Here is a 25,665-nt window from a genome sequence, read left to right as displayed (position 1 = left end):
TCTTTTTGGTTTTTTGGGGTTGTGTTTTTCACGTCACTATCCTGCCTCCCGCCGCCCGGCGCCCCACCACACCCCGCGCCGGGGCGGCCGGTGGCACCCGCCCCCCCCCCCCCGCCCCCACATCCACCACCCACGCGGACACCCCCGAACGCACTACGGAGGCCCAGCGGTGCACGACCTACCGCAGCAGCTGGCCAACGGCCTGATCCTCGGCGCCCTCTACGGACTCGTCGCGATCGGCTACACGATGGTCTACGGCATCGTCCAGCTCATCAACTTCGCCCACGGCGAGATCGTCATGGTCGGCGGCTTCGGCGCCCTGACCGCCTACCTCGCCCTCCCCGGCGGCACCACCCTGTGGCTGGCCCTACCCCTCATGCTGATCGCCGGCATCCTGGTCTCCACCCTCACCGCCGTCGCCGCCGAGCGCTTCGCCTACCGGCCGCTGCGCAACGCCCCCCGCCTCGCCCCCCTGATCACCGCGATCGGGCTGTCCATCTTCCTCCAGCAGCTCGTCTTCTCCTTCTACCCGGACGCCAAGAAGGCCAGGGTCTTCCCCAAGCTCCCCGGCGACCCGTTCAGCCTCGGCTCCGTCACCATCCAGCGCAGCGACATCTTCCTGATCATCGCCGCCCCGCTGTGCATGCTCGCCCTCGGCTGGTTCGTCACCCGCACCCGCTCCGGCCGCGCCATGCAGGCCACCAGCCAGGACCCCGACACCGCCAAGCTGATGGGCATCGACACCGACCGCATCATCGTCATGGCCTTCGCCATCGGCGCCGCGTTCGCCGCCGTCGCCGCCGTCGCCTACGGACTGCGCAGCGGCCAGGTCGACTTCCGGATGGGCTTCATCCTCGGCCTCAAGGCCTTCACCGCCGCCGTCCTCGGCGGCATCGGCAACATCTACGGCGCCATGCTCGGCGGCCTCGCCCTCGGCCTCGCCGAAGCCCTCGCCACCGGCTACATCCAGCACCTGCCCGGCATGCACCTCTTCGGAGGCGGCGCCTGGAAGGACGTCTGGGCCTTCGTACTCCTCATCCTCGTACTCCTCGTCCGGCCACAGGGCCTGCTCGGCGAGCGCGTCTCGGACAGGGCGTGACCACCATGACCACCACCAGCACCGAGACCACCCCGGTCATCCCCCTGCCCGCCACCGCCGCCACCGCCCTCACCGGCCTCGGCGCCCTGCTCACCGCCGCCTCCGCCGCCATGTCCTGGACCTGGACCAGCGACTTCCCCGGCGACCTCACCTACTACGGCTCCCCCGCCGGGCTCCAGTGGCTCGCCGTCGTCGCCGGCGTCCTCACCCTCGTCCTGCTGCTCGCCGGCCAGGGCGTCCCCGGCCTGCGCTGGGCCGCCCCCAGCCGCAGCAACAACGCCGTCCTGTACGCCGCCACCGGCGCCCTCGCCGTCGCCGCCTACTCCGTCACCGCCATCTCCGTCGAACTCGGCGGCCTCGCCAACCTCGAACCCGGCGGCTGGGTCCTCGCCGCCGGCGGCCTGCTCGGCATCACCGGCGCCCTCGGCCTCCCCCTCGACCGGCGCACCGCCGTCCCGCTGCGCATCCTCGACAAGCGGCTCTTCCTGCTCGTCCCCGTCGCGCCCGTCGGCTGGTTCGCCGCCCACGCCATCCCCGACGACCAGCCCGTCGCCCCGGTCATGACCGCCCTCGCCGGCGCCCTCGCCATCGCCGCCGGCGTCGTCCTGCTCCTCCAGCTCGGCCACCTCGCCAACAGCCGGATCCGCCTCGGCACCGTCGAGCGCCCGCTCCCCGCGGCCCGCCAACTCCCCTCCTGGGCCGAGGTCCTGCTCATCGTCCTGGCCTTCGGACTCGGCCTGTACGCGATCACCTTCGGCATCGACACCGAGTACGGCGAACTCTTCATCTGCTACCTGCTGCTCGCCGCCCCCTCGATCGCCGCCCTCGCCAAGTCCGGACTGCTCGGCCGGCTGCGCGCCCTGACCGTCAAGTACCGCCCGGTCACCACCGGCGCCGCCTTCGCCGCCGCCGCCAGCTTCCCCTTCACCCAGAGCAGCGACCAGTACACCTCGGTCGCCACCAACATCCTGATCTTCGCCACCGTCGCCCTCGGCCTCAACATCGTCGTCGGCCTCGCCGGCCTGCTCGACCTCGGGTACGTCGCCTTCCTCGGCGTCGGCGCCTACGCCGCCGCCCTGGTCTCCGGCTCCCCCGCCTCGCCCATCCACGTCCAGTTCCCGTTCTGGGCCGCGATGCTCACCGGCGCCGCCGTCTCCATGGTCTTCGGCGTCCTGATCGGCGCCCCCACCCTGCGGCTGCGCGGCGACTACCTCGCCATCGTCACCCTCGGCTTCGGCGAGATCTTCCGCATCACCATGCTCAACCTCAACGGCACCACCGGCCCCAAGATCACCAACGGCTCCAACGGCATCCCCCGCATCCCCGACCTGGAGATCTTCGGCTTCGACCTCGGCAAGCCGCACACCGTCGCCGGCATCGAACTCGGCCGCTTCTCCAACTACTACCTGCTGATGCTGCTGGTCACCGCCGTCGTCGTACTGATCTTCGCCCGCGTCGGCAACTCCCGCATCGGCCGCGCCTGGGTCGCCATCCGCGAGGACGAGACCGCCGCCGAGGCCATGGGCATCAACGGCTTCCGCCTCAAGCTCCTCGCCTTCGCCCTCGGCGCCTGCCTCGCCGGCCTGGCCGGCACCGTCCAGGCCCACGTCAGCTACACCGTCACCCCCGACCAGTACACCTTCGCCGAGGCCCTCCCGCCCAACTCCGCCTTCCTGCTCGCCGCCGTCATCCTCGGCGGCATGGGCACCATCAGCGGCCCCCTGGCCGGCGCCACCCTCCTCTTCCTCATCCCCAAGAAGCTGGAATTCCTCTCCGACTACCAGCTCCTCGCCTTCGGCGCCGCCCTCATCGTCCTGATGCGCGTGCGCCCCGAAGGACTCATCCCCAACCGGCGCCGCCAACTCGAGTTCCACGAAGCCGCCATCCCGGCCCAGCCCACCGGCGAACCGGGCGCACTCACCAAGGCAGGGGCGTGACGCGCCAGATGACCACCACCGCAACGCCACCGACCGCACCCCCCCTGCTCGACGTCACCGGCGTCACCATGCGCTTCGGCGGCCTCACCGCCGTCAACGACGTCTCCCTCACCGTCGGCGAGGGCGAGATCATCGGCCTCATCGGCCCCAACGGCGCCGGCAAGACCACCTTCTTCAACTGCCTCACCGGCCTCTACGTCCCCACCGAGGGCACCGTCCGCTACCGCGGCACCCAACTGCCCCCCAAGCCCCACCTCGTCACCCAGGCCGGCATCGCCCGCACCTTCCAGAACATCCGGCTCTTCGCCAACATGACCGTCCTGGAGAACGTCCTCGTCGGCCGGCACAGCCGCACCAAGGAAGGCATCTTCGCCGCCATCCTCCGCGGCCCCCGCTACCACCGCGCCGAGGCCGAGAGCCGCGAGAAGGCCATGGAACTCCTCGCCTTCACCGGCCTCGCCGAGAAGGCCGACCACCTCGCCCGCAACCTCCCCTACGGCGAACAGCGCAAGCTGGAGATCGCCCGCGCCCTCGCCTCCGACCCCGGCCTGCTGCTCCTCGACGAACCCACCGCGGGCATGAACCCGCAGGAGACCCGCGCCGCCGAGGAACTCGTCTTCGCCATCCGCGACCGCGGCATCTCCATCCTCGTCATCGAGCACGACATGCGGTTCATCTTCAACCTCTGCGACCGCACCGCCGTCCTCGTCCAGGGCCAGAAGATCGTCGAAGGCGACCGCGAGACCGTCCAGAACGACGAACGCGTCATCACCGCCTACCTCGGCGCCCCGCTCGAAACCCCCGCAACACCGGAGGACCCCAAGTGACCGCACTCCTCGAGGTCGAGGACCTCCGCGTCGCCTACGGCAAGATCGAAGCCGTCAAGGGCATCAGCTTCACCGTCGAACAGGGCGAGGTCACCACCCTCATCGGCACCAACGGCGCCGGCAAGACCACCACCCTGCGCACCCTCTCCGGCCTCCTCAAGCCCACCGCCGGCCGGATCACCTTCGACGGCCAGGACCTCAGCACCGTCCCCGCCCACAAGATCGTCGCCCTCGGCCTCGCCCACTCCCCCGAGGGCCGGCACATCTTCCCCCGCATGACCATCGAGGAGAACCTCCTCCTCGGCGCCTTCCTGCGCACCGACACCGCCGGCATCCAGGCCGACGTGGAACGGGCCTACACCCTCTTCCCGATCCTCGGCGAACGCCGCAAGCAGGCCGCCGGCACGCTGTCCGGCGGCGAGCAGCAGATGCTCGCCATGGGCCGGGCCCTGATGTCCCAGCCCAAGCTGCTCATGCTGGACGAGCCCTCGATGGGCCTCTCCCCGCTGATGATGCAGAAGATCATGTCCACCATCGTCGAGCTCAAGGCCAGCGGCACGACCATCCTCCTGGTCGAACAGAACGCCCAGGCCGCCCTGTCGCTCTCCGACCGCGGCTACGTCATGGAGACCGGCCGCATCGTCCTCTCCGGGACGGGCGCCGACCTCCTCCACGACGAGTCCGTCCGCAAGGCCTACCTCGGCGAGGACTGACCCCGCACACGCGAAGGGCCCGGCGGATCCGATCCGCCGGGCCCTTCCACACTCTTCTACTCCGGCTTGTCGGCCTCGTCGGCCTTCTTGCGGTCCTGGGCCTCGCCCTCCTCGATGACCGCCTCGGCCACCGCCGCCATCGTCATCCGCCGGTCCATCGAGGTCTTCTGGATCCACCGGAACGCGGCCGGCTCGTTCAGCCCGAACTTCGTCTGCAGCACACCCTTGGCGCGGTCCACCAGCTTCCGGGTCTCCAGCCGCTGGGTGAGATCCCCGATCTCCTTCTCCAGCTCCCGCATCTCGGTGTACCGCGACACCGCCATCTCGATCGCCGGCACCAGGTCCGACTTCGAGAACGGCTTCACGATGTACGCCATCGCCCCGGCGTCCCGCGCCCGGTCCACCAGCTCCCGCTGCGAGAACGCCGTCAGCATCAGCACCGGCGCCAGGTGCTGCTCGTGGATCTGCTCGGCGGCCGACAGCCCGTCCAGGATCGGCATCTTCACGTCGAAGATCGCCAGATCCGGCTTGAGCTCCTGCACCAGCCGCACCGCCGTCTCCCCGTCCCCGGCCTCACCGACGACGGTGTACCCCTCCTCTTCGAGCATCTCCTTGAGGTCGAGACGGATCAGCGCCTCGTCCTCGGCGATCACGATCCGGGTGATCTGGGGCATATCGGTCTCAAGCGGCTGTGCCTGCTCGTCGGCGGTGCTCACGGGGCTCCTAGTTCCGGCGGGGTACTGCATGCACGAGGGTACCCAGACACGGTATGTTTAGGGCACTCAGGGTCGGGGCCAGCCTTCGATTCTGGGGCGGGCCCCGATAGCCCAGCGGTAGAGGCAGTGGTCTCAAACACCATCCAGCGTGGGTTCGAATCCCACTCGGGGTACGTCCTCCTTCCATCCGAAGGAGATGCGGTTGACGTGTGTTGTCACCGCTGCGGGTGAACGCCCCGACGCGTCGCTCAGCTCGCCCGGTCCAGCGGCTCCAGCTCGACCGTGAGCCTCATGCCGAGCGCCTCGGCGAACCGCTCCAGAACCACGATCGTGGGCATCGTTGCTCCGGCCTCGAACCGCGCCACCGCCGGCTGCTGCATGCCGATCGCCGCGGCCAGCTGTGCCTGGGTCATGCCGAGGGCCTCCCGGCGCAGCCTGACCTTCTCCCCGAGCTCGAACCGGATCCGCGCGGCCTCGTACGCCGCGCCGGCGCCGGGACGGTTCAGAATCTCCTCACGCATGGCGCGCCAGGACGTGCGCTCGCTCATCTCGCCCACTCCTCGTCCTCGTCAACGGTGTGCTGCTCGGCCACGCAACGGCGCAACGCCCGTCTCGCGCGGTCGACCTCGCCGGCCTCCCGCATCCGGGTCTTGCGGAACACCGTCAGCAGGATGATCCTCCTGCCCGACGCGATCCAGTAGGTGATCCGCAGGTCCGATTCGTTCAGGTGGAAGCGCAGTTCCCGGAGTTTGCCGTCGAGTTGCCGACTGTGCGGCTCGCTCAGCAAGGGCCCGCGGACGGCGAGCAGTTCGACGTAGAAGGCGACCGTCTCCTGATCGTCCTGGCTCAGTGCGCGGATCCAGTCCCGAACCTCCGGTTCGAGTTCCACCTCTCCCCAAGTCATAACACGGATGTTATGGAGACGCCAGCACGCTCTCACGCGGATCCGACGGCCCACGGGCGGCATCCCTCCCAACGGGGGACGCCGCCCACGCGCAACCGTTCGAGTACCGCTCAGTCGTCCAGGGTCCCCACGTGGTGGACGCGGACGAGGTTGGTGGAGCCGGCCAGGCCGGGCGGGGAGCCGGCGGTGATGACGACGATGTCGCCCTTCTGGCAGCGGCCGAGGGAGAGCAGCGCCGCGTCGACCTGTTCGACCATCTGGTCGGTGGTCGGAGCGAAGGGGCCGAGGAAGGTCTCCACGCCCCAGGTGAGGGCGAGTTGGCTGCGCACGGCCGGTTCGTAGGTGAAGGCGAGCACCGGGATGGGAGAGCGGTAGCGGGTGAGCCGCCGGGCGGTGTCGCCGGACTGGGTGAAGGCGATCAGGTACTTGGCGTGCAGGAAGTCGCCGATCTCGGCGGCCGCGCGGGCGACGGCGCCGCCCTGGGTCCGCGGCTTGCTGCCGGTGGTCAGCGGGGGCAGGCCCGCGGCCAGGATGTCGTTCTCGGCGGCTTCGATGATCCGGCCCATGGTCTTGACGGTCTCGACCGGGAACTTGCCGACGGAGGTCTCGCCGCTGAGCATCACCGCGTCGGTGCCGTCCAGCACCGCGTTGGCGACGTCGGAGGCCTCGGCGCGGGTGGGCCGGGAGGCGTTGATCATCGAGTCGAGCATCTGGGTCGCCACGATGACGGGCTTGGCGTTGCGCCTGGCCAGTTTGACGGCGCGCTTCTGGACCAGCGGGACCTGTTCGAGGGGCATCTCCACGCCCAGGTCCCCGCGGGCCACCATGATGCCGTCGAAGGCGTCCACGATGGAGTCGAGGTTCTCGACCGCCTGCGGCTTCTCGATCTTGGCGATGACCGGGACGTGGCGTCCCTCCTCGGCCATCACTCGGTGCACGTCCTCGATGTCGCGCCCGCTGCGGACGAAGGAGAGCGCGATCAGGTCGGCGCCGGTGCGCAGCGCCCACCGCAGGTCGGCGACGTCCTTGTCGCTGAGTGCGGGGACGGAGACGGCGACGCCGGGGAGGTTGAGGCCCTTGTGGTCGGAGACGAGTCCGCCTTCGATGACGAGGCACCGCACCCGCGGTCCGTCGACGGCGACGACCTCCAGGGTGACGCGGCCGTCGTCGACGAGGATGCGTTCGCCGCGGCTGACGTCGCCGGCGAGGCCGGCGTAGGTGGTGCCGCAGATGTCCTTGTCCCCCACGACGCCGTTGTCGGTGGAGATGGTGAACTCGTCGCCGCGTTCGAGGAGTACGGGCCCGTGGGCGAAGGTGTCGAGTCGGATCTTCGGGCCTTGGAGGTCGGCGAGGACGCCGACGCTCCGGCCGGTTTCGTCGGCGGCCTTGCGGACCCGACGGTAGCGTTCCTCGTGCTCGGCGTGGGTGCCGTGGCTGAGGTTGAATCGGGCGATGTCCATTCCGGCGTCGACCAGGGTCTTGATCTGGTCGTACGAGTCGGTGGCCGGCCCGAGGGTGCAGACGATTTTTGCTCGGCGCATACTGCTGAGGGTAGGCATTACCGGTGCGTAACCTCGACGCGGGTCCGGACTGCGGGATGACCTTTGCCGTAAGGCGAGTTGAACAATCTGACACATCCTCGGACCGGTGTGCGAGGGCCGTCCTCGGGCGTCTCCCGGGTGCCCCGGCCGATGCGATTCCGTGAAACGGTGTTCACCCCCGGTTCACCGCACCTTCCGTCCGCGCTCCCCGCCCGGCGGGACGCTCGTCACCCCCGGGTGTCGCACCCGGGGGTGTTGCGGCGATGAGGGGGGAGGCGCGCGCGATGAGACGACGCGCTCTGGGGGTGATCGCGGCCCTGGCCCTGTTGGGCGGGGTGACGTACGCGCTGGTCCCGGACGGCGGGGGGGCCGATCCGGTGAGGACGGTCGCGGTCACCGGGCTGATCGGTTCGGAGAAGCGGGCGTTCTTCGAAAGCCCGGAGGTGAAGGCCGAGTTGGCGAAGCAGGGCGTGGAGGTGCACGCCGATTCGACCGGTTCCTGGACGATGAGCGAGCAGGCGCGGAGCGCGTCCGGGCTGGACTTCGCCTTTCCGGCGAGCACGGCTCCGGCCCGCGAGATCCAGCGCAACTGGGGGTTGCAGGACTCTCCGCTGGTGCCGTTCTACTCGCCGTTGGTGGTGGTGGCGCACGCGCCGGTCGCGCAGATCCTGCGGGACAGCAACCTGGCGGCGCTGGACGATGCGAGCGGCGTCTGGACGTTCAGGATGGACGAGTACGTCAACGCCCTCAAGAAGGGCAGCAAGTGGCAGGACCTGCCGGGCGCGAAGGGCCACGCGGAGTTGTCGGGCCCGATCTTCGTCACCACCACGGATCCGGAGAGCTCGTCCTCGGGCGCGCTCTACGTCGCGCTGCTGTCGTACGTCCTGAACGGCAACCTGGTGGTCTCCGACGACCAGGGCGTGGAGGCGGCCCGGCCGGTGCTGTACCAGGCGACGGCGTTGCAGGGCGGCCAGAAGAGCAGCAGTGACGAGCCGTTCCGGGACTTCCTGGCGGGGGTCGGCAATCCGCTGATCTTCGGCTACGAGTCGCAGGTCGCCGCGATGGCGGTGCAGGGCCAGCCGACCGGGGACATGGTGGTGATGTACCCGGACACCACGGCGTACTCGGACCACACGATCATCGCCCGCACCGAGAACGGCCGGAAGCTGGCCGGGCTGCTGCAGAACGACCCGGCGCTGATCGCCCTGGAGATCAGGTTCGGCTTCCGTCCGCAGGCCGGCCACGACGCGTTCGCCGACCGGGTGAAGGGCGTCAAGCAGCCGGTCCTCGCCCAGGACCTGAACGCGGCGAAGGTGAAGCAGGCGACCGTCCCGTCGTTGGACAACCTGACCAAGCTGACCAAGGCGGCGAAGGGGAGCCCGAAGTGAACCTCCGGACGAAGCGGCCCGCCCGGCTGGCCGCCGTGCTGGCGGCGGTGCTCGCCGCGCTGGCCGCCTGCACCTCCTCGCCGGCCCCGGGGCCGACGCCGCCCCCGGACCCGTCCGGCACGCTGGCCGGGACCGCGCGCCCCGGGGTGCTGCGGGTCCTGGCCGGCAGTGAACTCCAGGACCTGCAACCGGTCCTGGACGACGCCCGGAAGGCGACCGGGGTGACGGTCCAACTCGCGTTCGGCGGCACGCTGGACGGCGCGGACACCATCTCCGCCGGTCGGGCGGACGGCAAGTACGACGCGGTCTGGTTCCCGTCGAACCAGTACCTGCGGCTGGATCCGGCCGGCCGGTCCAAGGTGCTGTCGGAGACCCCGGTGATGGTCTCCCCGGTGGCCGTGGGGGTGCGGTCCTCGGTCCTCGCCGACCTGGGCTGGGGGGACGGTTCGAAGGTGACCTGGGCGCAGATCGGCGACGCGGCCGCGGCCGGGAAGCTGTCGTACGGGATGTCCGACCCGTCGCGCTCCAACTCCGGCTTCTCCGCGCTGGTCGCGGTGGCCTCGGCGTTCTCCGGGGCGGGCGCGGCGCTGACCGCGCCGGACGTGCAGAAGGCGACGCCGCAGCTGAAGCAGTTCTTCACCGGCCAGAAGCTGACCTCGGGTTCCTCGGGCTGGCTGGCGCAGGCCTACGCCAAGGCCGAGCCGGGCCGGGTCGGCGCCCTGGTGAACTACGAGTCGGTGCTGCTGTCGCTGAACCGGACCCTGCCGGCGGACCAGCGGCTGACGGTGGTGCGCCCGGTGGACGGCGTGGTGTCGGCGGACTACCCGCTGTCGCTGCTGTCCTCGGCGGGGCAGGGCGAGCGGGAGTCCTTCCAGCGGCTGGTCGGCTACCTGTTGAAGGAGGACGTGCAGAAGCGCATCTCGGAGCTGACGCTGCGCCGCCCGGTGACGGCGGGGGTGGCCCCGGCGGCTGGGCTGCCCACCGACCGCCGCCGCGAGCTGCCGTTCCCGGGCACCCGGGAGGTGGCGGACGGCCTGCTGGCCTCGTACCAGAACGAACTGCGCCGCCCGTCCCGGACGGTGTACGTGCTGGACACCTCGGGTTCGATGGACGGCCAGCGGCTGGCCTCGCTCAAGGCGGCGCTGGGCCGGCTGACCGGCACGGACGACACCCGGGGGCTGCGCCGCTTCCGGGACCGCGAGGAGGTGACGCTGATCTCCTTCGCGTCCTCGGTGAAGTGGTCGAAGACCCATGTCGTCCCGGCTTCGGGGAGCCGGCCCGGTCCGGAGTCCGAGCTGGCGTCGATCAACGCCGACGTCCAGTCGCTGCGGGCCGAGGGCGGTACGGCGCTGTACGACTCGCTGGAGCAGGCGTACCGGGTGATCGAGACGCAGCAGAAGGCGGCGGGGGACGACCGGTTCACCTCGATCGTGCTGATGACGGACGGGGAGAGCAACGAGGGCGCGACGGACGGGGACTTCAAGCGCTTCCACGACGGGCTGCCGTCGGCGGAGAAGTCGATCCCGGTGTTCCCGATCAAGTTCGGGGAGGCGGCGGTGAGCCAGTTGCAGGGGATCGCGGACGTGAGCGGGGGCAAGCTGTTCGACGGCGGGGGTTCGCTGGACGGGGTGTTCGAGGAGATCCGTGGCTACCAGTAACCGCGCCGGGATGGGCCGGCTGCTGCTGGGCTACCTGGAGTCGACCAGGAACCTGGCCGGCTGCGGGGGCGGGGCGGTCGGGCTGGGGCTGCACTTCGCGGGCCTGGGCGGGTCGTGGTGGCCGGGGGTGGTGGCGGGGCTGTACGGGGTGGGCGCGCTGCTGGCGCCCGGCCGGACGGCGCGGCCCGAACCGCCGGAACCGCCTGAGCCGCCGGAGCCGCCCACCCCGCCGCGGCCCGTTCCGGTGCACACCGAGCTGGAGGTGCTGACCGGCTACCTGGCGAGCGTGCCGCTGCCGGCCTCGGCCGGGGTGGACACCCTGCTGGTGGCGCTGCGCGAGGCGGGGCCCGGTGCGGTGGTCGACCCGATCGTCCGGCACCGGCTGCCGGTCGCGGTGGACGGCTACCTGCGGGCCCGGGCCTGGCTGCCGTGGGCGGAGCCGGACGCGCCGGACCCGGCGGCGGAGCTGGGCCGGGAGGTGAAGCAGCTCTCCGCCGAACTGGGCTGACCCTCCGACGGGCCGGCCCGGAGGCGGAGCAGCGAACCCCGGAGGCGGGGAAAGGGGTGGCCGTCGGCAGGGAACGGGGTGGCCGGAATTCGACCGTCCCGCCCCGGTACCACCCCTTTCTCCGCCCATCCCGGTCACGAACGAGTCGCCAAGATCTCACCTGTTGGAAACGTCGGAGGGCTATCCAGCGGCCCGGCTCGCACGGCACACTTCTACGCGCGTCCTTCTACGCGCGTCACCGCTCTCGCGGACGCGCCACGCACCTCATCCGCACACCACTTGACGGCCCATCCGCCGTCGTTCCCCACTCGGGAGAGTCGTCCATGTCGCTGAACCGCCGTGACTTCGTCACCCGGTCCGCCGCCACCGCCGCCGGCGCCGCCCTGACCGGCGGAGCCGTCGTCGCCGCCGCCCCCGCCGCCGCGGCCGCCGAGCCGGACACGGCGGCCGCCAAGGGCAAGAAGAAGCAGCCCCGCCGCCAGGCCTTCACCGTCATGGGCACCACCGACCTGCACGGCCGGGTCCTCAACTGGGACTACTTCACCGACGCCGAGTACGTCGACCAGGCCCACAACGCGGTCGGCCTCGCCAAGATCTCCACCCTGGCCAACCAGGTCCGCGAGGAGAAGGGCTGGGACCGCTGCCTGCTCATCGACTCCGGTGACATCATCCAGGGCACCCAGCTGTCCTACTACTACGCCCGGGTCGAGCCGATCGCCACCGACGGCGACAACGTGCCGGACCACCCGATGGCCGTCGCCATGAACCTCATGGGCTACGACGCCGCCGCGCTCGGCAACCACGAGTTCAACTACGGCATCCCCACCGTGAAGGCCTTCGAGGACCAGCTGGAGTTCCCGCTGCTCGGCGCCAACGCCCTGCACGCGAAGAACGAGAAGCCGGCCTTCAAGCCGTACGTGATCAAGGAGGTGTGGCTGGACGAGGACACCCCGATCAAGGTCGGCATCCTCGGCCTCACCAACCCCGGCATCGCGATCTGGGACAAGGCCAACGTGGCCGGGCAGATGGTCTTCCCGGGCATCGTCGAGACCGCCGCCAAGTACGTGCCCCGGATGAAGGCCGCGGGCGCGGACGTCATCGTGGTCTCCGCCCACTCCGGCATCGACGAGCCGACCACCTACGGCGACCAGCTGCCCTGGCCCGAGGACGCCTCCGGCGAGATGGCCCAGACCGTCCCGGACATCGACGCGGTGCTGGTGGGCCACACCCACAAGGAGGTCGCCCAGCGTCTCCTCGTCAACAAGAAGACCGGCAAGACGGTCGTGCTCTCCGAGCCGCTGTGCTGGGGCCAGCGCCTGAGCTGCTTCGACTTCGAGGTCGAGTTCGTCGACGGCCACTGGAAGGTCGCCTCGGTCTCCTCCCGGGTGCTGAACTCCAACACCGTGCCGGAGAACCCGGAGATCAGCAACGCGATCCTCGAGCAGCACAGGAAGACCGTCGCGTACGTCAACCAGAACATCGGCACCAGCAAGATCGAACTGTCGATCGCCGAGGCCCGGTTCAAGGCCACCCCGATCATCGACCTGATCGGCAAGGTCCAGGCCGACGCCGTCAAGGCCGCGCTGGCGGGCGGGCAGTACGCCAACCTCCCGGTCCTGGCCCAGGCCGCCCCGTTCAACCGCACCGCGCTGATCCCGGCCGGCCAGGTCAAGCTGCGCGACGCGGCCGGCCTGTACATCTACGAGAACACCCTGGAGGCCCGCGTCCTGACGGGCGCCCAGCTCAAGGACTACCTGGAGTTCTCGGCCAAGTACTACTACCAGCTCGCCCCGGGCGCCCCGGTCGACAAGAACGCCATGACCGGCGCCGAGACCACCCCGGACTACAACTACGACTCGGTCTACGGCCTGAGCTACGACATCGACATCGCCCAGCCCAAGGGCAGCCGGATCGTCAACCTGTCCTACCAGGGCAAGCCGATCGACCCCACCGCCCAGTTCGTGTTCGCGGTCAACAACTACCGCGCCAACGGCGGCGGCAACTTCCCGCACGTCGCCACCGCCAAGGTGGTCTGGACGAACTCCGACGAGATCCGCAACACCATGATCGCCTGGGTCAAGGCCAAGGGCGTCATCGACCCCGCCGACTTCTTCACCAACTCCTGGCGCCTCGTCCGCGCCGGCCAGCCGGTGTTCTAGTCACGCCTCTCCCCACGAAGGCCGTCCGCCCCCGCGCGGACGGCCTTCGTGCCGTTCCCCGGTGGAAGAATGGAGCCATGAGCGAGTTCCAGATCCCCGACCGGCACGCCCGGCTGCTCGAGTACGCGCAGAGCCTGACTCCCCCGGCCGGATGGAAGATCGAGATCTCCGGCGACGAGATCATCATGATGGCCGGCCCGTCCGCGATCCATCAGCGCAATCTCCTGCTGATCCGCGAGCAGTTCGATGCGCACCGCCCGTCCGGCATGATGCCGAGCGAGAACTCGGACCTCGCATCCCCCAACGTGGGCAAGCTACGCAACCCGGACCTCACGTACATTCCCCTGGACTCGAGCGGTAACCAGATCCCTGCCGAACAGGCGCCCATCGCAGTCGAGATCGTCTCCCCGTCCAACCCGGAGAACGACATCGTCGGCAAGGTCCGGGACTACCCGTTGATGGGCATCCCGCTGTACCTCCTGATCGACCCGCGCGAGGGCGACATCACCCTCTACTCCGAGCCCTCCGACGGCGGCTACCACCAGCAGTGGAACGGCAAGTTCGGCGACCGCGTCCCCGTCCCTGCCCCCTTCGACTTCGAGCTCGCCACCGACGCCCTGGTCCGCTACCCCGTCTGATCCGCTCCTCCGGCGAGACGATCGGACATCCAGCCGAGACTTGGGGATATTCATCCGCTCGTCCGGTCTCCCTACCGTTGAACACATCGAGAACGGCCCCACGGGGGGCCGGTGGTGGACCGGACGAGGGTGAGTGGCGATGCGTGCGATCGTGCAGAAGGAGTTCGGCGGCCCGGAGGTCCTGCGGGTGGCCGAGGTGGAGCGTCCGACGCTGCGCAGCGGCGAGGTGCTGGTGCGGGTGAAGGCGGCCGGGGTGAACCCGGTGGACCTGGCGGTGCGCTCCGGGGCGCTCCCGCTGCTCGGCGAGCCGTCGTTCACGGTGGGCTGGGACGTCTCCGGGGTGGTCGAGGAGGCCGCCCCCGGCGCCCGCTACCGGGTCGGCGAGGAGGTGTACGGGATGCCGTTCTTCCCCCGGGCCGCCGGCGCGTACGCCGAGTACGTGGCCGCGCCGTCCCGCCAACTGGCCCGCAAGCCCGCCTCCCTGGACCACGCCGAGGCCGCCGCGCTGCCGCTGGCCGCGCTGACCGCCTGGCAGGGCCTGGTCGACCGGGCGGGGGTCGGCGAGGGCGACCGGGTGCTGGTGCACCGCGCGGCCGGCGGCGTCGGCCACCTCGCCGTGCAGATCGCCAAGGCCCGGGGCGCGTACGTGATCGCGCTGGCGAGCGAGCCCAAGCACGCCTTCCTGCGGGAGCTCGGCGCCGACGAGGTGATCGACTACCGGACCACCGACTACACCGAGGCCGTCTCCGACGTCGACGTCGTCCTCGACTCCTCCTCCGAGGGCACCCGCGCCCTGGCGGTGCTCAAGCCGGGCGGCACGCTGGTCAGCATCATGGAGCACTGGAACCTGGGGCTGGCCGCCGAGATCGAGGCCGCCGGGCGGACCTTCGCGGGCGTCTCCGTCGAGCCCGACTACGCCTCCCTGGAGGCGCTCGCCGCGCTGGTGGACGAGGGCCGGATCCGCCCGCACGTCGCCGCGTCGTTCCCGCTCGACGAGGCGGCCCGGGCGCACGAGCTGGTCGGCTCCGGTAGCGTCCGGGGCAAGGTCGTCCTGACCGTCGACTGAGGCGTGGCGACGAACAACACCGGGGGCGGGTCGTGGACATCCTGAGCGAGGCACTGGCGTCGATGCGCACGGCGCACCCCGCGTCCGTACGCACCGAGGGCCGGGCGCCGTGGGCGCTGCGGCTGCCCCCGGTGGTGGGGGCGGGCTTCCACGTGGTGCTGTACGGCACCTGCTGGCTGGTCCCGGTGGATCCGGAGATCGGGGGCGCCCCGGTGCCGCTCAGCCCGGGGGACGTCGTGTTCCTGCGGGACGCCCGGGGCCACGTCCTGGCGGACAGCCCGGACACCCCGCCGGTGGACGCCCGGGCCTGCCGGGTGGAGGACGGCTCGCCGATCGGCACCGTGACGATCGGCGGGGACGGCGCCCGCACCAGCCTGCTGTGCGGCAACTACCACCTGGACCAGGCCCGGCCGCACCCGATGGTCCGCCAGCTGCCGGCCCTGATCCAGCTGCCGACCCGGCACGGCCGGCACCCCGAACTGGCGGCCGCCGTCCAGTTGTTGGGCGCCGAGCTGGAGAACCCGCGGATCGGCTCGGCCGGCATCGTCCCGGCGCTGATCGACTCGCTGCTGCTGTACATCCTGCGGGCCTGGTTCGAGGACCGCCCCGCCGCGGACTCCGCGGGCTGGGCGGCCGCGCTGCGGGACGCCGCGGTGGCGCCGGCCCTGGCGGCCATCCACGAGGCGCCGTCGACCCCGTGGACGGTGGAGTCCCTGGCGGAGCGGGCGGGCCTGTCCCGGGCCGCCTTCGCCCGCCGCTTCACCTCGCTGGTGGGCGAGCCCCCGATGGCGTACCTGACCCGCTGGCGGATGACCACCGCCGCCCGGCTGCTGCGCGAGTCGGAGGCGCCGCTGACGGCGGTGGCCGCGAGGACCGGGTACGGCTCGGAGTACGCCTTCGCGAAGGCGTTCAAGCGGGAGTTCGGCCTGGCCCCCGGCGGCTACCGCCGGGAGGCCAGGGCCGCGTGAGCGCCCGCACCTCCCGGAACGGGATCGCCTGGAACAGGAGCGCACGGAACGGGAACGCACGGAACGGGAGCGCCTAGAACGGGAACTGCGCCCGCCCGTGCTGCACCGAGATCCACTTCACCGTGGTGAAGGCGTCCACCGTGTACTCCCCGTTGAGCCGCCCGAGGCCGGAGTTCTTCTCCCCGCCGAAGGGCACCCCGGGCTCGTCCGCGATGGTCCCGCCGTTGACGTGGATCATGCCGGTCTCGATCCGCTGGGCGACCCGCACCCCGCGCTCGACGTCCGCGGTGTGCACCGCGCCGCTGAGCCCGAAGGGCGTGTGGTTGGCCAGCCGGACGGCCTCCTCCTCGCCGTCGAAGGGCACCAGCAGGACGACCGGGCCGAAGAGTTCGCGCTGCAGGATGGGCGCGTCCTCGGCCAGGCCGGTGAGCACGGTGGGCGCCATCAGGCTGCCGGCCGTGGCCCCGCGGAGCAGCGCGGTGGCGCCGCCGGCGACGGCCTGGTCGACCTGGGCGTTGATGGCGTCGGCCTGGACGGCGTTGATCAGCGGGCCGATGTGGGTGGCCGGGTCCCGGGGGTCGCCGACGGTCAGCGAGGCGATCTTGGCGACGAACTTCTCGGTGAACTCGGCGAGCACCCGCCGGTCCACCAGCACCCGGTTGGCGGCCATGCAGACCTGGCCCTGGTGGACGAAGCGGCTGAACACGGCGGCGTCCACGGCGTAGTCGACGTCGGCGTCGTCCAGGACGATCAGCGCGCTGTTGCCGCCGAGTTCCAGCACCGTCCGCTTGAAGTGCGCGGCGGCGACGGTGGCGACGTGCCGGCCGATCTGGTCGGAGCCGGTGAAGGAGATCACCTTGGGCACCGGGTGCTCCAGGAAGCTGTCGCCGATCTCCGCGATGTCGGTGATGACGACGTTGAGCAGGCCGGGCGGCAGGCCCGCGTCCTCGAAGAGCTTGGCGATCAGGCTGCCGCCGACGATCGGGGTCTCCTGGTGCGGCTTGAGCACCACGCCGTTGCCGAGGGCGAGCGCCGGGCCGATCGCCTTGAGGCCGAGGAACAGCGGGAAGTTGAACGGGCTGATCACGCCGACCACGCCGACCGGCAGCCGGTAGAGGCGGTTCTCCTTGCCGGGGGCGGGCGAGGGCAGCAGCCGGCCCTCGGTGGCCACCGACAGGTGCAGGCACTCCCGCAGCACGTCCTTGACCAGGGAGAGTTCGAAGCCGGCCTTGAGCGCGGTGCCGCCGAGTTCGGCCATCACGGCCCGGACGATCTCGCCCTCGCGCTCCTCCAGCAGCCGCAGTGCCCGCTCGAAGACCAGGCGGCGCTGGTAGGGGTTGGTGGCGGCCCAGGTGCGCTGGGCGCGCTCGGCGGCGCGGTAGGCCCGGTCGACCTCGGCGACGGTGGCCACGGTGATGGTGGCCAGCTTGTCCCCGGTGTAGGGGTCGACGTCGACGATGTCCCAGGAGCCGCTGCCGCTGCACCATTCGCCGTCGATGTACTGCAGCGCCAACTCGGAGAAGTACGACATCTGATCCCTCTCGTGCCCGACCTGATGGGAGCTCATCGTACTGATGTGTCAAAGCTCTTGGCGTACGGAGAGCAGAAGATCGCGGGTCCGTTCGGGTCCGAGGCTCTCGGCGACCAGTCCGTCCATGGCCTGCCGGTACGAGGCGACCTCGGCGGGCTTGTCCACGTAGAGGGCGGTGGTGAACTGCTCCAGGTAGACGACGTCGGCGAGTTCGGCCTCGGCGAAGCCCAGCACGCTGAAAGCACCGCTCTCGGCGCTCAGTGCGGCTCCGCCGAGCGGGCGCACCTGGAGGCGCACGTTGGGCAGTTCGGAGAGCTGGAGGAGGGTGTCGAGCTGGCCGCGCATCAGCTCGGGCCCGCCCCAGGGGCGGCGCAGCGCGGCCTCGTCGAGGACGGCGTACAGGTGCGGCGGGTGGTCGGCGGTGAGCAGGTCCTGGCGCTTGCGCCGCACCTCGACCCGGCGTTCGACCTCGTCGTCGCGGAGGCCGTGGCAGCCGGCGTGGACGACGGCGCGGGCGTAGTCGGCGGTCTGCAGCAGCCCGTGCACGAACTGGACCTCGTAGCTGCGGATCTCGGCGGCGGCCTCTTCCAGGCCGAGGTAGTTCTGGAACCAGGCGGGCAGCACGTCGCCGTAGTCGTGCCACCAGGAGGTGGCGTTGGCCTCCCGGACGAGGCCGAGGACGTTGGCCCGTTCCTGTTCGGCGTCGACGCCGTAGAGGGTGAGCAGGTCGGCGACGTCGCGTTCCTTGAAGCCGACCCGGCCGAGTTCCATCCGGCTGATCTTGGACTCGGAGGCACGGATCGAGTACCCGGCCTCCTCGCGGCTGACGCCTCTGGTCTCGCGGAGCTTGCGCAGCTGGCTGCCGAGCAGCAGGCGCCGTACGGTGGCGCCTCCGCCTGCCTGAGTCGTGCCCATCGAAGTCAACCTCCGCACTCGTGCAGCCCCCCGGCCGTCGGCCGCAGTCTGCCACCTGGCACTGACGAACAACAGCCCGTGCCGGGTCGCATTCCGGTCGCGGTGCGAAGCCTGGGAGAAAGCTGTGAGGCGACCGTCGGTGTACGCACGCGGGTGCGGGTGGGAGTGCAGGTGGGAGCCCTGGTAAGGGGTGGGTGAGAGCCCCGGCGGGGCTCGGGTGAGAGGAGCCTGGGAACGCGCTGCGGAACCCGCCGGGAAGCCCCGGCGACCCCCCGGGAACGCGTTCGGGAACGCCTTCGGGAACGCGTTCGGGAACGCCTTCGGGAACGCCTTCGGGAGCACCTTCGGGAACGCGACGGCGCCCGCCCTCCAACTGGTCGGGGAAGAGGGCAGGCGCCAGGAGACCGCGTTGGCCCGGCGACGCTGGCGGGGGCAGCGGGTTGAGCTCCCGGCGATGCGGCGCCGGGGGTTCGGGGTGGGCCGGTCGGACCGTCGGCCGTCAGACCACCAGGGGGCGGTCGGTGGGCCGGATCGGGGCGGGAAGCGGGGTCTTGCCGCCCAGGTGCTTGTCCACCGCGGCGGCGGCCGAACGGCCTTCCGCGATGGCCCAGACGATCAGTGACTGGCCACGGCCGGCGTCTCCGCAGACGTACACGCCATCGACATTGGTGGCGAACCGGCCGTCGCGGCCAATGTTACCGCGTGTGTCGAGGTCGACGCCGAGCTGCTCGACCAAGCCGTTCTTCACGTCCGTCCCGGTGAAGCCCATGGCCAGGGTGACCAGCTGGGCCGGCAGGGCCCGCTCGGTGCCGGGCACGGGCTCGAACCGGCCGTCCTTGAACTCGACCTCGACCAGGTGCAGTTCCTGGACGTTGCCGTCCTCGTCGCCGGTGAAGCGGGTGGTGTTGACGGAGTAGATCCGCTCGCCGCCCTCCTCGTGCGCGGAGGTGACCTTGTAGGTCATCGGCATGGTGGGCCAGGGCTGGTGGCCGGGCCGCTCCTCGCCGGGGCGCGGCATGATCTCCAGCTGGGTGACGGAGAGGGCGCCCTGGCGGTGGGCGGTGCCGACGCAGTCGGCGCCGGTGTCGCCGCCGCCGATGACGACCACGTGCTTGCCCTTGGCGCTGATCGGGGAGTCGACGAGGTCGCCCTCCTGGACCTTGTTGGCCAGCGGCAGGTACTCCATCGCCTGGTGGACGCCCTTGAGCTCGCGTCCGGGCACCGGCAGGTCGCGGGCGGTGGTGGCGCCGGCGGCGATCACCACGGCGTCGAAGCGCGACCGCAGGTCCTGCCCGGTGATGTCCTCGCCGACGTGCACGCCGGTGCGGAAGCGGGTGCCCTCGGCCCGCATCTGCTCGATGCGGCGGTTGATGTGGCGCTTCTCCATCTTGAACTCGGGGATGCCGTAGCGCAGCAGTCCGCCGATCCGGTCGGCGCGCTCGTACACCACCACGGTGTGCCCGGCCCGGGTGAGCTGCTGGGCGGCGGCCAGGCCGGCCGGGCCGGAGCCGACGACGGCGACGGTCTTGCCGGAGAGGCGCTCCGGGACCTGCGGGGTGACCCCGCCGCGGTCCCAGGCCTTGTCGATGATGGTGACCTCGACGTTCTTGATGGTCACCGCGTCCTGGTTGATGCCGAGCACGCACGCCGACTCGCAGGGCGCCGGGCACAGCCGCCCGGTGAACTCCGGGAAGTTGTTGGTGGCGTGCAGCCGCTCGATGGCGCCGGTGAAGTCCTCGCGGTAGGCGAGGTCGTTCCACTCGGGGATGAGGTTCCCGAGCGGGCAGCCGTTGTGGCAGAACGGGATGCCGCAGTCCATGCAGCGGCCGGCCTGCTTCGTGATGATCGGCAGGAGGCTGCGCTCGACGTAGACCTCGTTCCAGTCCTTGATCCGCACGTCGACCGGGCGGCGCTCCGCCAGCTGCTTGGGCGTGGTCAGGAAGCCCTTGGGGTCAGCCATGTGCCGCCTCCATCATCTTGCGAGTGGTCTCGGTCTCGGAGAGACCGTCGCGCTCGGCGGCGTCCTTGGCGGCGAGCACTGCCTTGTAGTCGGTCGGCATGATCGTGGAGAAGCGGGAGACCCCGCTGCCCCAGTCGGCCAGGAGCTCGGCGGCGACGGTGGAGCCGGTCTCCTCGTAGTGCTGCTGCACGGTCTCGCGCAGCCATTCGCGGTCGGCGGCGGTCGGGGCCTCGATGCCCACCATGCCGTCGTTGACGTTGGCGGGGCGCAGGTCCAGGACGTACGCGACACCGCCGGACATGCCGGCCGCGAGGTTGCGTCCGGTCTCGCCGAGGATGACGACCCGGCCGCCGGTCATGTACTCCAGGCCGTGGTCGCCGACGCCCTCGACGACGAGGGTGGCGCCGGAGTTGCGGACGGCGAAGCGCTCACCGGCCTTGCCGCGCAGGTGGATCCGGCCGGAGGTGGCGCCGTAGCCGATGGTGTTCCCGGCGATGACGTGGTTCTGGGCGTCGTTGCCGATGGCCGCGGCCTCGCGGGCCGGGCGGACGACGACCACGCCGCCCGAGAGCCCCTTGCCCACGTAGTCGTTGGCGTCGCCCTCCAGCCGCAGGGTGATCCCCTTCGGCACGAAGGCGCCGAAGGACTGTCCGGCGGAGCCGGTGAGGGTGACGTCGATGGTCCCCTCCGGCAGGCCCTCGCCGCGGTACCGCTTGGTCACCTGGTGGCCGAGCATGGTGCCGACGGTGCGATTGACGTTGCGGACCGGCAGCTGGATCCGCACCGACTCGCCGCGCTCCAGGGCGTCCTCGGCCAGCGTGATCAGCTGGTTGTCCAGGGCCTTGTCCAGCGCGTGGTCCTGCTCGGTGGTGCGGTGCCGGGCGGCGCCCTCGGGCAGCTCGGGCACGTGGAAGAGCGGGGCCAGGTCGAGCCCGGCGGCCTTCCAGTGGTCCACGGCGGCCTGGGCGTTGATGTGCTCGGCGCGGCCGACGGCCTCCTCGATCGAGCGGAAGCCCAGCGAGGCCAGGATCTCCCGGACCTCCTCGGCGATGAACTCGAAGAAGTTGACCACGAATTCGGGCTTGCCGGAGAAGCGCTCGCGCAGCACCGGGTTCTGGGTGGCGACGCCGACCGGGCAGGTGTCCAGGTGGCAGACGCGCATCATGATGCAGCCGGAGACGACCAGCGGGGCGGTGGCGAAGCCGAACTCCTCGGCGCCGAGCAGCGCGGCGATGACCACGTCGCGGCCGGTCTTCAACTGGCCGTCGGTCTGGACGACGATGCGGTCGCGCAGCCCGTTCAGCAGCAGCGTCTGCTGGGTCTCGGCGAGGCCGAGCTCCCAGGGGCCGCCGGCGTGCTTGAGCGAGGTGAGCGGCGAGGCGCCGGTGCCGCCGTCGTGGCCGGAGACCAGCACCACGTCGGCGTGCGCCTTGGAGACGCCGGCCGCGACCGTTCCCACGCCGACCTCGGAGACCAGCTTCACGTGGATGCGGGCCGCCGGGTTGGCGTTCTTGAGGTCGTGGATCAGCTGGGCCAGGTCCTCGATCGAGTAGATGTCGTGGTGCGGCGGCGGCGAGATCAGGCCGACGCCCGGCGTGGAGTGCCGGGTCCTGGCGACCCACGGGTAGACCTTGTGGCCGGGCAGCTGGCCGCCCTCGCCGGGCTTGGCGCCCTGGGCCATCTTGATCTGGATGTCGTCGGCGTTGACCAGGTACTCGGAGGTGACGCCGAAGCGGCCGGAGGCGACCTGCTTGATCGCCGAGCGGCGCTCGGGGTCGTACAGGCGGTCCGGGTCCTCGCCGCCCTCGCCGGTGTTGGACTTGCCGCCGAGGCGGTTCATCGCGATGGCGAGGGTCTCGTGGGCCTCCAGCGAGATGGAGCCGTACGACATCGCGCCGGTGGAGAAGCGCTTGACGATCTCGGAGACCGGCTCGACCTCCTCCACCGGGATCGGCTCCCGGTCGAGGCCGTCCAGCTGGAACAGGCCGCGCAGCGTCATCAGCCGCTCGGACTGCTCGTTCACCCGGTCCGTGTACTGCTTGAAGATGTCGTAGCGGCGGTTGCGGGTGGAGTGCTGGAGCCGGAAGACGGTGTCCGGGTCGAACAGGTGGGGCTCGCCCTCGCGGCGCCACTGGTACTCGCCGCCGATGTCCAGCGCGCGGTGCGCGGCCGGGATGCCGGAGGCCGGGTACGCCTTGGCGTGCCGGGCGGCGGTCTCCTTGGCGACCTCCTCCAGCCCGATGCCGCCGAGCTTGCTGGTGGTGCCGGCGAAGTAGGCGTCGACCAGGCCCTGGGAGAGGCCGATGGCCTCGAAGACCTGGGCGCCGCGGTAGGAGGCGACGGTGGAGATGCCCATCTTGGACATCACCTTGAGCACGCCCTTGCCGAGCGCCTTGATCAGGTTCTTGATCGCCTTCTCCGCCTCGACGCCCTGGATGAAGACGCCCTGCGCGACCAGGTCCTCGACCGACTCCATCGCCAGGTAGGGGTTGACGGCCCCGGCGCCGTAGCCGATCAGCAGCGCGACGTGGTGCACCTCGCGCACGTCACCGGCCTCGACCAGCAGCGACACCTGGGTGCGCTGCTTGGTACGGATCAGGTGGTGGTGGATCGCGGAGGTGAGCAGCAGCGAGGGGATCGGGGCGTGCTCGGCGTCGGAGTGCCGGTCGGAGAGCACGATGATCCGGGCACCGTCGGCGATCGCGGCGTCGGCCTCGGCGGCGATCTCCGCCAGCCGCGCGGCCAGGCCCGCTCCCCCGCTGGCGACCTTGTACAGGCCGGACAGCGTGACGGCCTTCAGGCCGGGCTGGTCGCCGTCGGCGTTGACGTGGACCAGCTTGGCCAGCTCGTCGTTGTCGATCACCGGGAAGGTGATGCCGACGGAGCGGCAGGAGGCGGACTCGGCGACCAGCAGGTTGCCCTCGGGGCCGAGGTTGGACAGCAGCGAGGTGACGAGCTCCTCGCGGATGGCGTCCAGCGGCGGGTTGGTGACCTGAGCGAAGAGCTGCACGAAGTAGTCGAAGAGCAGCCGCGGCTTCTCGCTCAGGGCGGCGATCGGCGAGTCGGTGCCCATCGAGCCGAGCGCCTCGGCGCCGGTCCTGGCCATCGGCGCCAGGATGACGCGCAGCTCCTCCTCGGTGTAGCCGAAGGTCTGCTGGCGGCGGGTGACGGAGGCGTGGGTGTGGGCGATGTGCTCGCGCTCGGGCAGCTTGGCGAGCTGGATCTGCCCGGCGCCGACCCACTCCTGGTAGGGGTGCTCGGCGGCGAGGGCGGACTTGATCTCCTCGTCCTCGACGATCCGGCCCTGGACGGTGTCCACCAGGAACATCCGGCCGGGCTGGAGGCGGCCCTTCCGGGTGACCTTCTCCTGGTCGATGTCGAGCACGCCGACCTCGGAGGAGAGGACGACCAGGCCGTCCTCGGTGATCCAGTAGCGGGCCGGGCGCAGGCCGTTGCGGTCGAGCACGGCGCCGATCTGGGTGCCGTCGGTGAAGGTGACGCAGGCCGGGCCGTCCCAGGGCTCCATCAGGTTGGAGTGGTACTGGTAGAAGGCGCGGCGGGCCGGCTCCATGGTGGCGTGGTTCTCCCACGCCTCCGGGATCATCATCAGCACCGAGTGCGGCAGCGAGCGGCCGCCGAGGTGCAGCAGTTCCAGGACCTCGTCGAAGGACGCGGAGTCCGAGTGGTCCGGCGTGCAGATCGGGAAGATCCGCGACAGGTCCCCTGGGATCAGGTCCGTCGCGAGCTGCGACTCCCGGGCCCGCATCCAGTTGCGGTTGCCCTTCACCGTGTTGATCTCGCCGTTGTGCGCGACGAAGCGGTACGGGTGGGCGAGCGGCCAGCTCGGGAAGGTGTTGGTGGAGAACCGCGAGTGCACCAGGCCGATGGCGGACGCGTAGCCGCGGTCCGACAGGTCGGGGAAGAAGGGCTCCAGCTGGCCGGTGGTCAGCATGCCCTTGTAGACGATGGTGCGGGCGGACAGCGACGGGAAGTACACCCCGGCCTCGCGCTCGGCCCGCTTGCGGACGACGAAGGCGACGCGGTCCAGCTCGATCCCCGACCGGCCCTCCTGGGCCAGGCTCTGTCCAACAGGCGCTGACGCGAGAAAGACCTGCCGGAAGCGCGGCATCACGCTGCGCGCGGTGGCGCCGAGCAGGTCCGGGGTGACCGGCACGTCGCGCCAGCCGAGGACGGTCAGGTCCTCCTCGGCCGCGATGGCCTCGATCCGCGCGACGGCGGCACCGGCGGCCTCGTCCTCGTCCGGGAGGAAGGCGATGCCCACCGCGTAGGAGCCGGCGGCCGGGAGCTCGAAGTCGACCTTGCCGCGCAGGAACGCGTCCGGGACCTGGGTCAGGATGCCCGCGCCGTCACCGGAGTCCGGCTCGGCGCCGGTGGCGCCCCGGTGCTCCAGGTTGCGCAGGACGTTCAGCGCCTGCTCGACGATGGTGTGGTCGGCGATGCCGGTCAGCGTGGCGACGAAACCGACGCCGCAGGCGTCGTGCTCGTTCCGCGGGTCGTACAGGCCCTGAGCAGCAGGTCGCGCATCCGGCACGAGCGCGTACGGCTGGCGGGCGGCGCCGGCCTGGGGCTCGTTGGCGGAGTGCATGGATGCAGACAGCATCGGCTCTCCCGTCGTCGTCTTTCGGCAAGTTGGTGCAAGTAGGGACGACGTTGGCCCTGATGCGGTGAATCGATGTCGTGCAAGTTACATGATGCCCAGGATCCCGAGAAGCGGAATATCCCGTCCACATGGCGGACGGACGCGCAGGTCAGGGGGCCGGAGAAGAGGACGTGCCACAGTGCACGTCCCGACGATTGTGCCCGGCCGCCCCCGGCCTGAAACAGGGGCGAAACCGGATCGCCACACGAGCCGATCTTGACCGCCTGGGAATCCATCCCGGGACCGGGCTCCCCGGATGCGAATCCCCGGCTCAGAGGCCCGGATGATGAGACGATGCCGGGCAGCGCGCGACGTCCATGTGTGAAACGTCACCCACTGCCCGGCATAGTCATGCAGCCCTGCCGCCGTGCACCACCGCGTCGGCCCTAGGGCCTGTCCGGCGGATCTTGCCAGGCGCGCGACGCCGGGCATCCCGCCTGGACGCACGCCCGAATCGCCCAAGTACGTCCAGTACGA

At 71.0% G+C, this 25,665-nt stretch carries 19 protein-coding genes and 1 tRNA gene; 12 read left to right on the top strand and 8 right to left on the bottom strand.

The window, feature by feature from the left end:
• Positions 1-169: 169 nt before the first annotated feature.
• The 4 genes from ACFXPX_RS21525 to ACFXPX_RS21510 are packed head-to-tail and all read left to right on the top strand — an operon-like array spanning position 170 to position 4,576.
• Positions 170-1,099 (top strand): branched-chain amino acid ABC transporter permease, encoded by a 930-nt coding sequence (locus ACFXPX_RS21525; protein WP_375893396.1) that lies wholly within the window; start codon positions 170-172, stop codon positions 1,097-1,099.
• A gap of 5 nt (positions 1,100-1,104) precedes the next feature.
• Complete coding sequence (locus ACFXPX_RS21520) at positions 1,105-3,036, top strand: branched-chain amino acid ABC transporter permease (protein WP_380642794.1); 1,932 nt, start codon at positions 1,105-1,107, stop codon at positions 3,034-3,036.
• An 8-nt stretch (positions 3,037-3,044) separates the two neighbouring features.
• Complete coding sequence (locus ACFXPX_RS21515) at positions 3,045-3,863, top strand: ABC transporter ATP-binding protein (RefSeq protein ID WP_380642792.1); 819 nt, start codon at positions 3,045-3,047, stop codon at positions 3,861-3,863.
• Complete coding sequence (locus tag ACFXPX_RS21510) at positions 3,860-4,576, top strand: ABC transporter ATP-binding protein (RefSeq protein ID WP_380642790.1); 717 nt, start codon at positions 3,860-3,862, stop codon at positions 4,574-4,576. The genes ACFXPX_RS21515 and ACFXPX_RS21510 overlap by 4 nt, the downstream gene beginning before the upstream one ends.
• Before the next feature lie 56 nt (positions 4,577-4,632).
• Here ACFXPX_RS21510 and ACFXPX_RS21505 read toward each other — a convergent pair whose 3' ends face one another.
• Entirely contained in the window at positions 4,633-5,250 is a 618-nt protein-coding gene (locus ACFXPX_RS21505) for an ANTAR domain-containing response regulator (RefSeq protein WP_375893448.1), read from the bottom strand.
• Positions 5,251-5,392: 142 nt separating this feature from the next.
• Here ACFXPX_RS21505 and ACFXPX_RS21500 point away from each other — a divergent pair.
• A tRNA-Leu gene (locus ACFXPX_RS21500) sits at positions 5,393-5,465 on the top strand.
• A 75-nt stretch (positions 5,466-5,540) separates the two neighbouring features.
• On the opposite strand, the gene ACFXPX_RS21495 is transcribed toward ACFXPX_RS21500, so the two are convergent.
• From ACFXPX_RS21495 to pyk, 3 genes are all read right to left on the bottom strand, one after another.
• Positions 5,541-5,840 (bottom strand): multiprotein-bridging factor 1 family protein, encoded by a 300-nt coding sequence (locus tag ACFXPX_RS21495; RefSeq protein WP_375893392.1) that lies wholly within the window; start codon positions 5,838-5,840, stop codon positions 5,541-5,543.
• Positions 5,837-6,181: a type II toxin-antitoxin system RelE/ParE family toxin gene (locus tag ACFXPX_RS21490; protein ID WP_375893390.1), complete on the bottom strand. Its 345-nt coding sequence runs from the start codon at positions 6,179-6,181 to the stop codon at positions 5,837-5,839. The genes ACFXPX_RS21495 and ACFXPX_RS21490 overlap by 4 nt, the downstream gene beginning before the upstream one ends.
• A gap of 125 nt (positions 6,182-6,306) precedes the next feature.
• The gene (gene pyk, locus ACFXPX_RS21485) at positions 6,307-7,737 is read right to left on the bottom strand and encodes a pyruvate kinase (RefSeq protein WP_375893388.1); all 1,431 of its coding nucleotides are present in this window, start codon (positions 7,735-7,737) and stop codon (positions 6,307-6,309) included.
• A 284-nt stretch (positions 7,738-8,021) separates the two neighbouring features.
• On the opposite strand from pyk, the gene ACFXPX_RS21480 reads away from it, so the two are divergent.
• The 7 genes from ACFXPX_RS21480 (at position 8,022) to ACFXPX_RS21450 (ending at position 16,122) form a co-directional block, all read left to right on the top strand.
• Positions 8,022-9,125 carry a hypothetical protein gene (locus ACFXPX_RS21480; protein ID WP_380527032.1) on the top strand — a complete coding sequence of 368 codons (1,104 nt, stop codon included), beginning with the start codon at positions 8,022-8,024 and terminating at the stop codon, positions 9,123-9,125.
• The gene (locus ACFXPX_RS21475; protein ID WP_380527030.1) at positions 9,122-10,783 is read left to right on the top strand and encodes a VWA domain-containing protein; all 1,662 of its coding nucleotides are present in this window, start codon (positions 9,122-9,124) and stop codon (positions 10,781-10,783) included. Before ACFXPX_RS21480 ends, ACFXPX_RS21475 begins: the two co-directional genes overlap by 4 nt.
• Positions 10,770-11,291, top strand: a complete 522-nt coding sequence (locus tag ACFXPX_RS21470; protein WP_380527028.1) for a hypothetical protein — start codon at positions 10,770-10,772, stop codon at positions 11,289-11,291. Before ACFXPX_RS21475 ends, ACFXPX_RS21470 begins: the two co-directional genes overlap by 14 nt.
• 323 nt (positions 11,292-11,614) lie before the next feature.
• Positions 11,615-13,450, top strand: a complete 1,836-nt coding sequence (locus ACFXPX_RS21465) for a bifunctional metallophosphatase/5'-nucleotidase (protein WP_380593757.1) — start codon at positions 11,615-11,617, stop codon at positions 13,448-13,450.
• A 77-nt stretch (positions 13,451-13,527) separates the two neighbouring features.
• Entirely contained in the window at positions 13,528-14,088 is a 561-nt protein-coding gene (locus ACFXPX_RS21460) for a Uma2 family endonuclease (protein ID WP_380593755.1), read from the top strand.
• A gap of 139 nt (positions 14,089-14,227) precedes the next feature.
• Positions 14,228-15,154, top strand: coding sequence for an NADP-dependent oxidoreductase (locus ACFXPX_RS21455; protein WP_380527024.1), 927 nt, complete (start codon positions 14,228-14,230; stop codon positions 15,152-15,154).
• Between the two features lie 32 nt (positions 15,155-15,186).
• A complete protein-coding gene (locus ACFXPX_RS21450; RefSeq protein WP_375893374.1) occupies positions 15,187-16,122 on the top strand; it encodes an AraC family transcriptional regulator in 936 nt (311 codons plus the stop codon).
• A gap of 73 nt (positions 16,123-16,195) precedes the next feature.
• Here the strand turns inward: ACFXPX_RS21450 and ACFXPX_RS21445 are convergent, their stop codons facing one another.
• The 4 genes from ACFXPX_RS21445 to gltB all read right to left on the bottom strand — a co-directional run bounded on the left by ACFXPX_RS21445 (position 16,196) and on the right by gltB (position 25,134).
• The gene (locus ACFXPX_RS21445) at positions 16,196-17,653 is read right to left on the bottom strand and encodes an aldehyde dehydrogenase family protein (protein WP_375893446.1); all 1,458 of its coding nucleotides are present in this window, start codon (positions 17,651-17,653) and stop codon (positions 16,196-16,198) included.
• A gap of 48 nt (positions 17,654-17,701) precedes the next feature.
• A complete protein-coding gene (locus ACFXPX_RS21440; protein ID WP_375893372.1) occupies positions 17,702-18,568 on the bottom strand; it encodes a helix-turn-helix domain-containing protein in 867 nt (288 codons plus the stop codon).
• Between the two features lie 499 nt (positions 18,569-19,067).
• Positions 19,068-20,528: a glutamate synthase subunit beta gene (locus tag ACFXPX_RS21435; RefSeq protein ID WP_375893370.1), complete on the bottom strand. Its 1,461-nt coding sequence runs from the start codon at positions 20,526-20,528 to the stop codon at positions 19,068-19,070.
• Positions 20,521-25,134, bottom strand: a complete 4,614-nt coding sequence (gltB, locus tag ACFXPX_RS21430; RefSeq protein ID WP_380642824.1) for a glutamate synthase large subunit — start codon at positions 25,132-25,134, stop codon at positions 20,521-20,523. Before gltB ends, ACFXPX_RS21435 begins: the two co-directional genes overlap by 8 nt.
• Between the last annotated feature and the right edge of the window lie 531 nt (positions 25,135-25,665).

The sequence above is a fragment of the Kitasatospora sp. NPDC059146 genome (assembly GCF_042786665.1).
In the GTDB taxonomy this organism is placed as follows: Bacteria; Actinomycetota; Actinomycetes; order Streptomycetales; family Streptomycetaceae; genus Kitasatospora.
The sequence above is the reverse complement of the archived record's forward strand: the minus strand, read 5'-3'. Positions and strand labels throughout refer to the sequence as shown.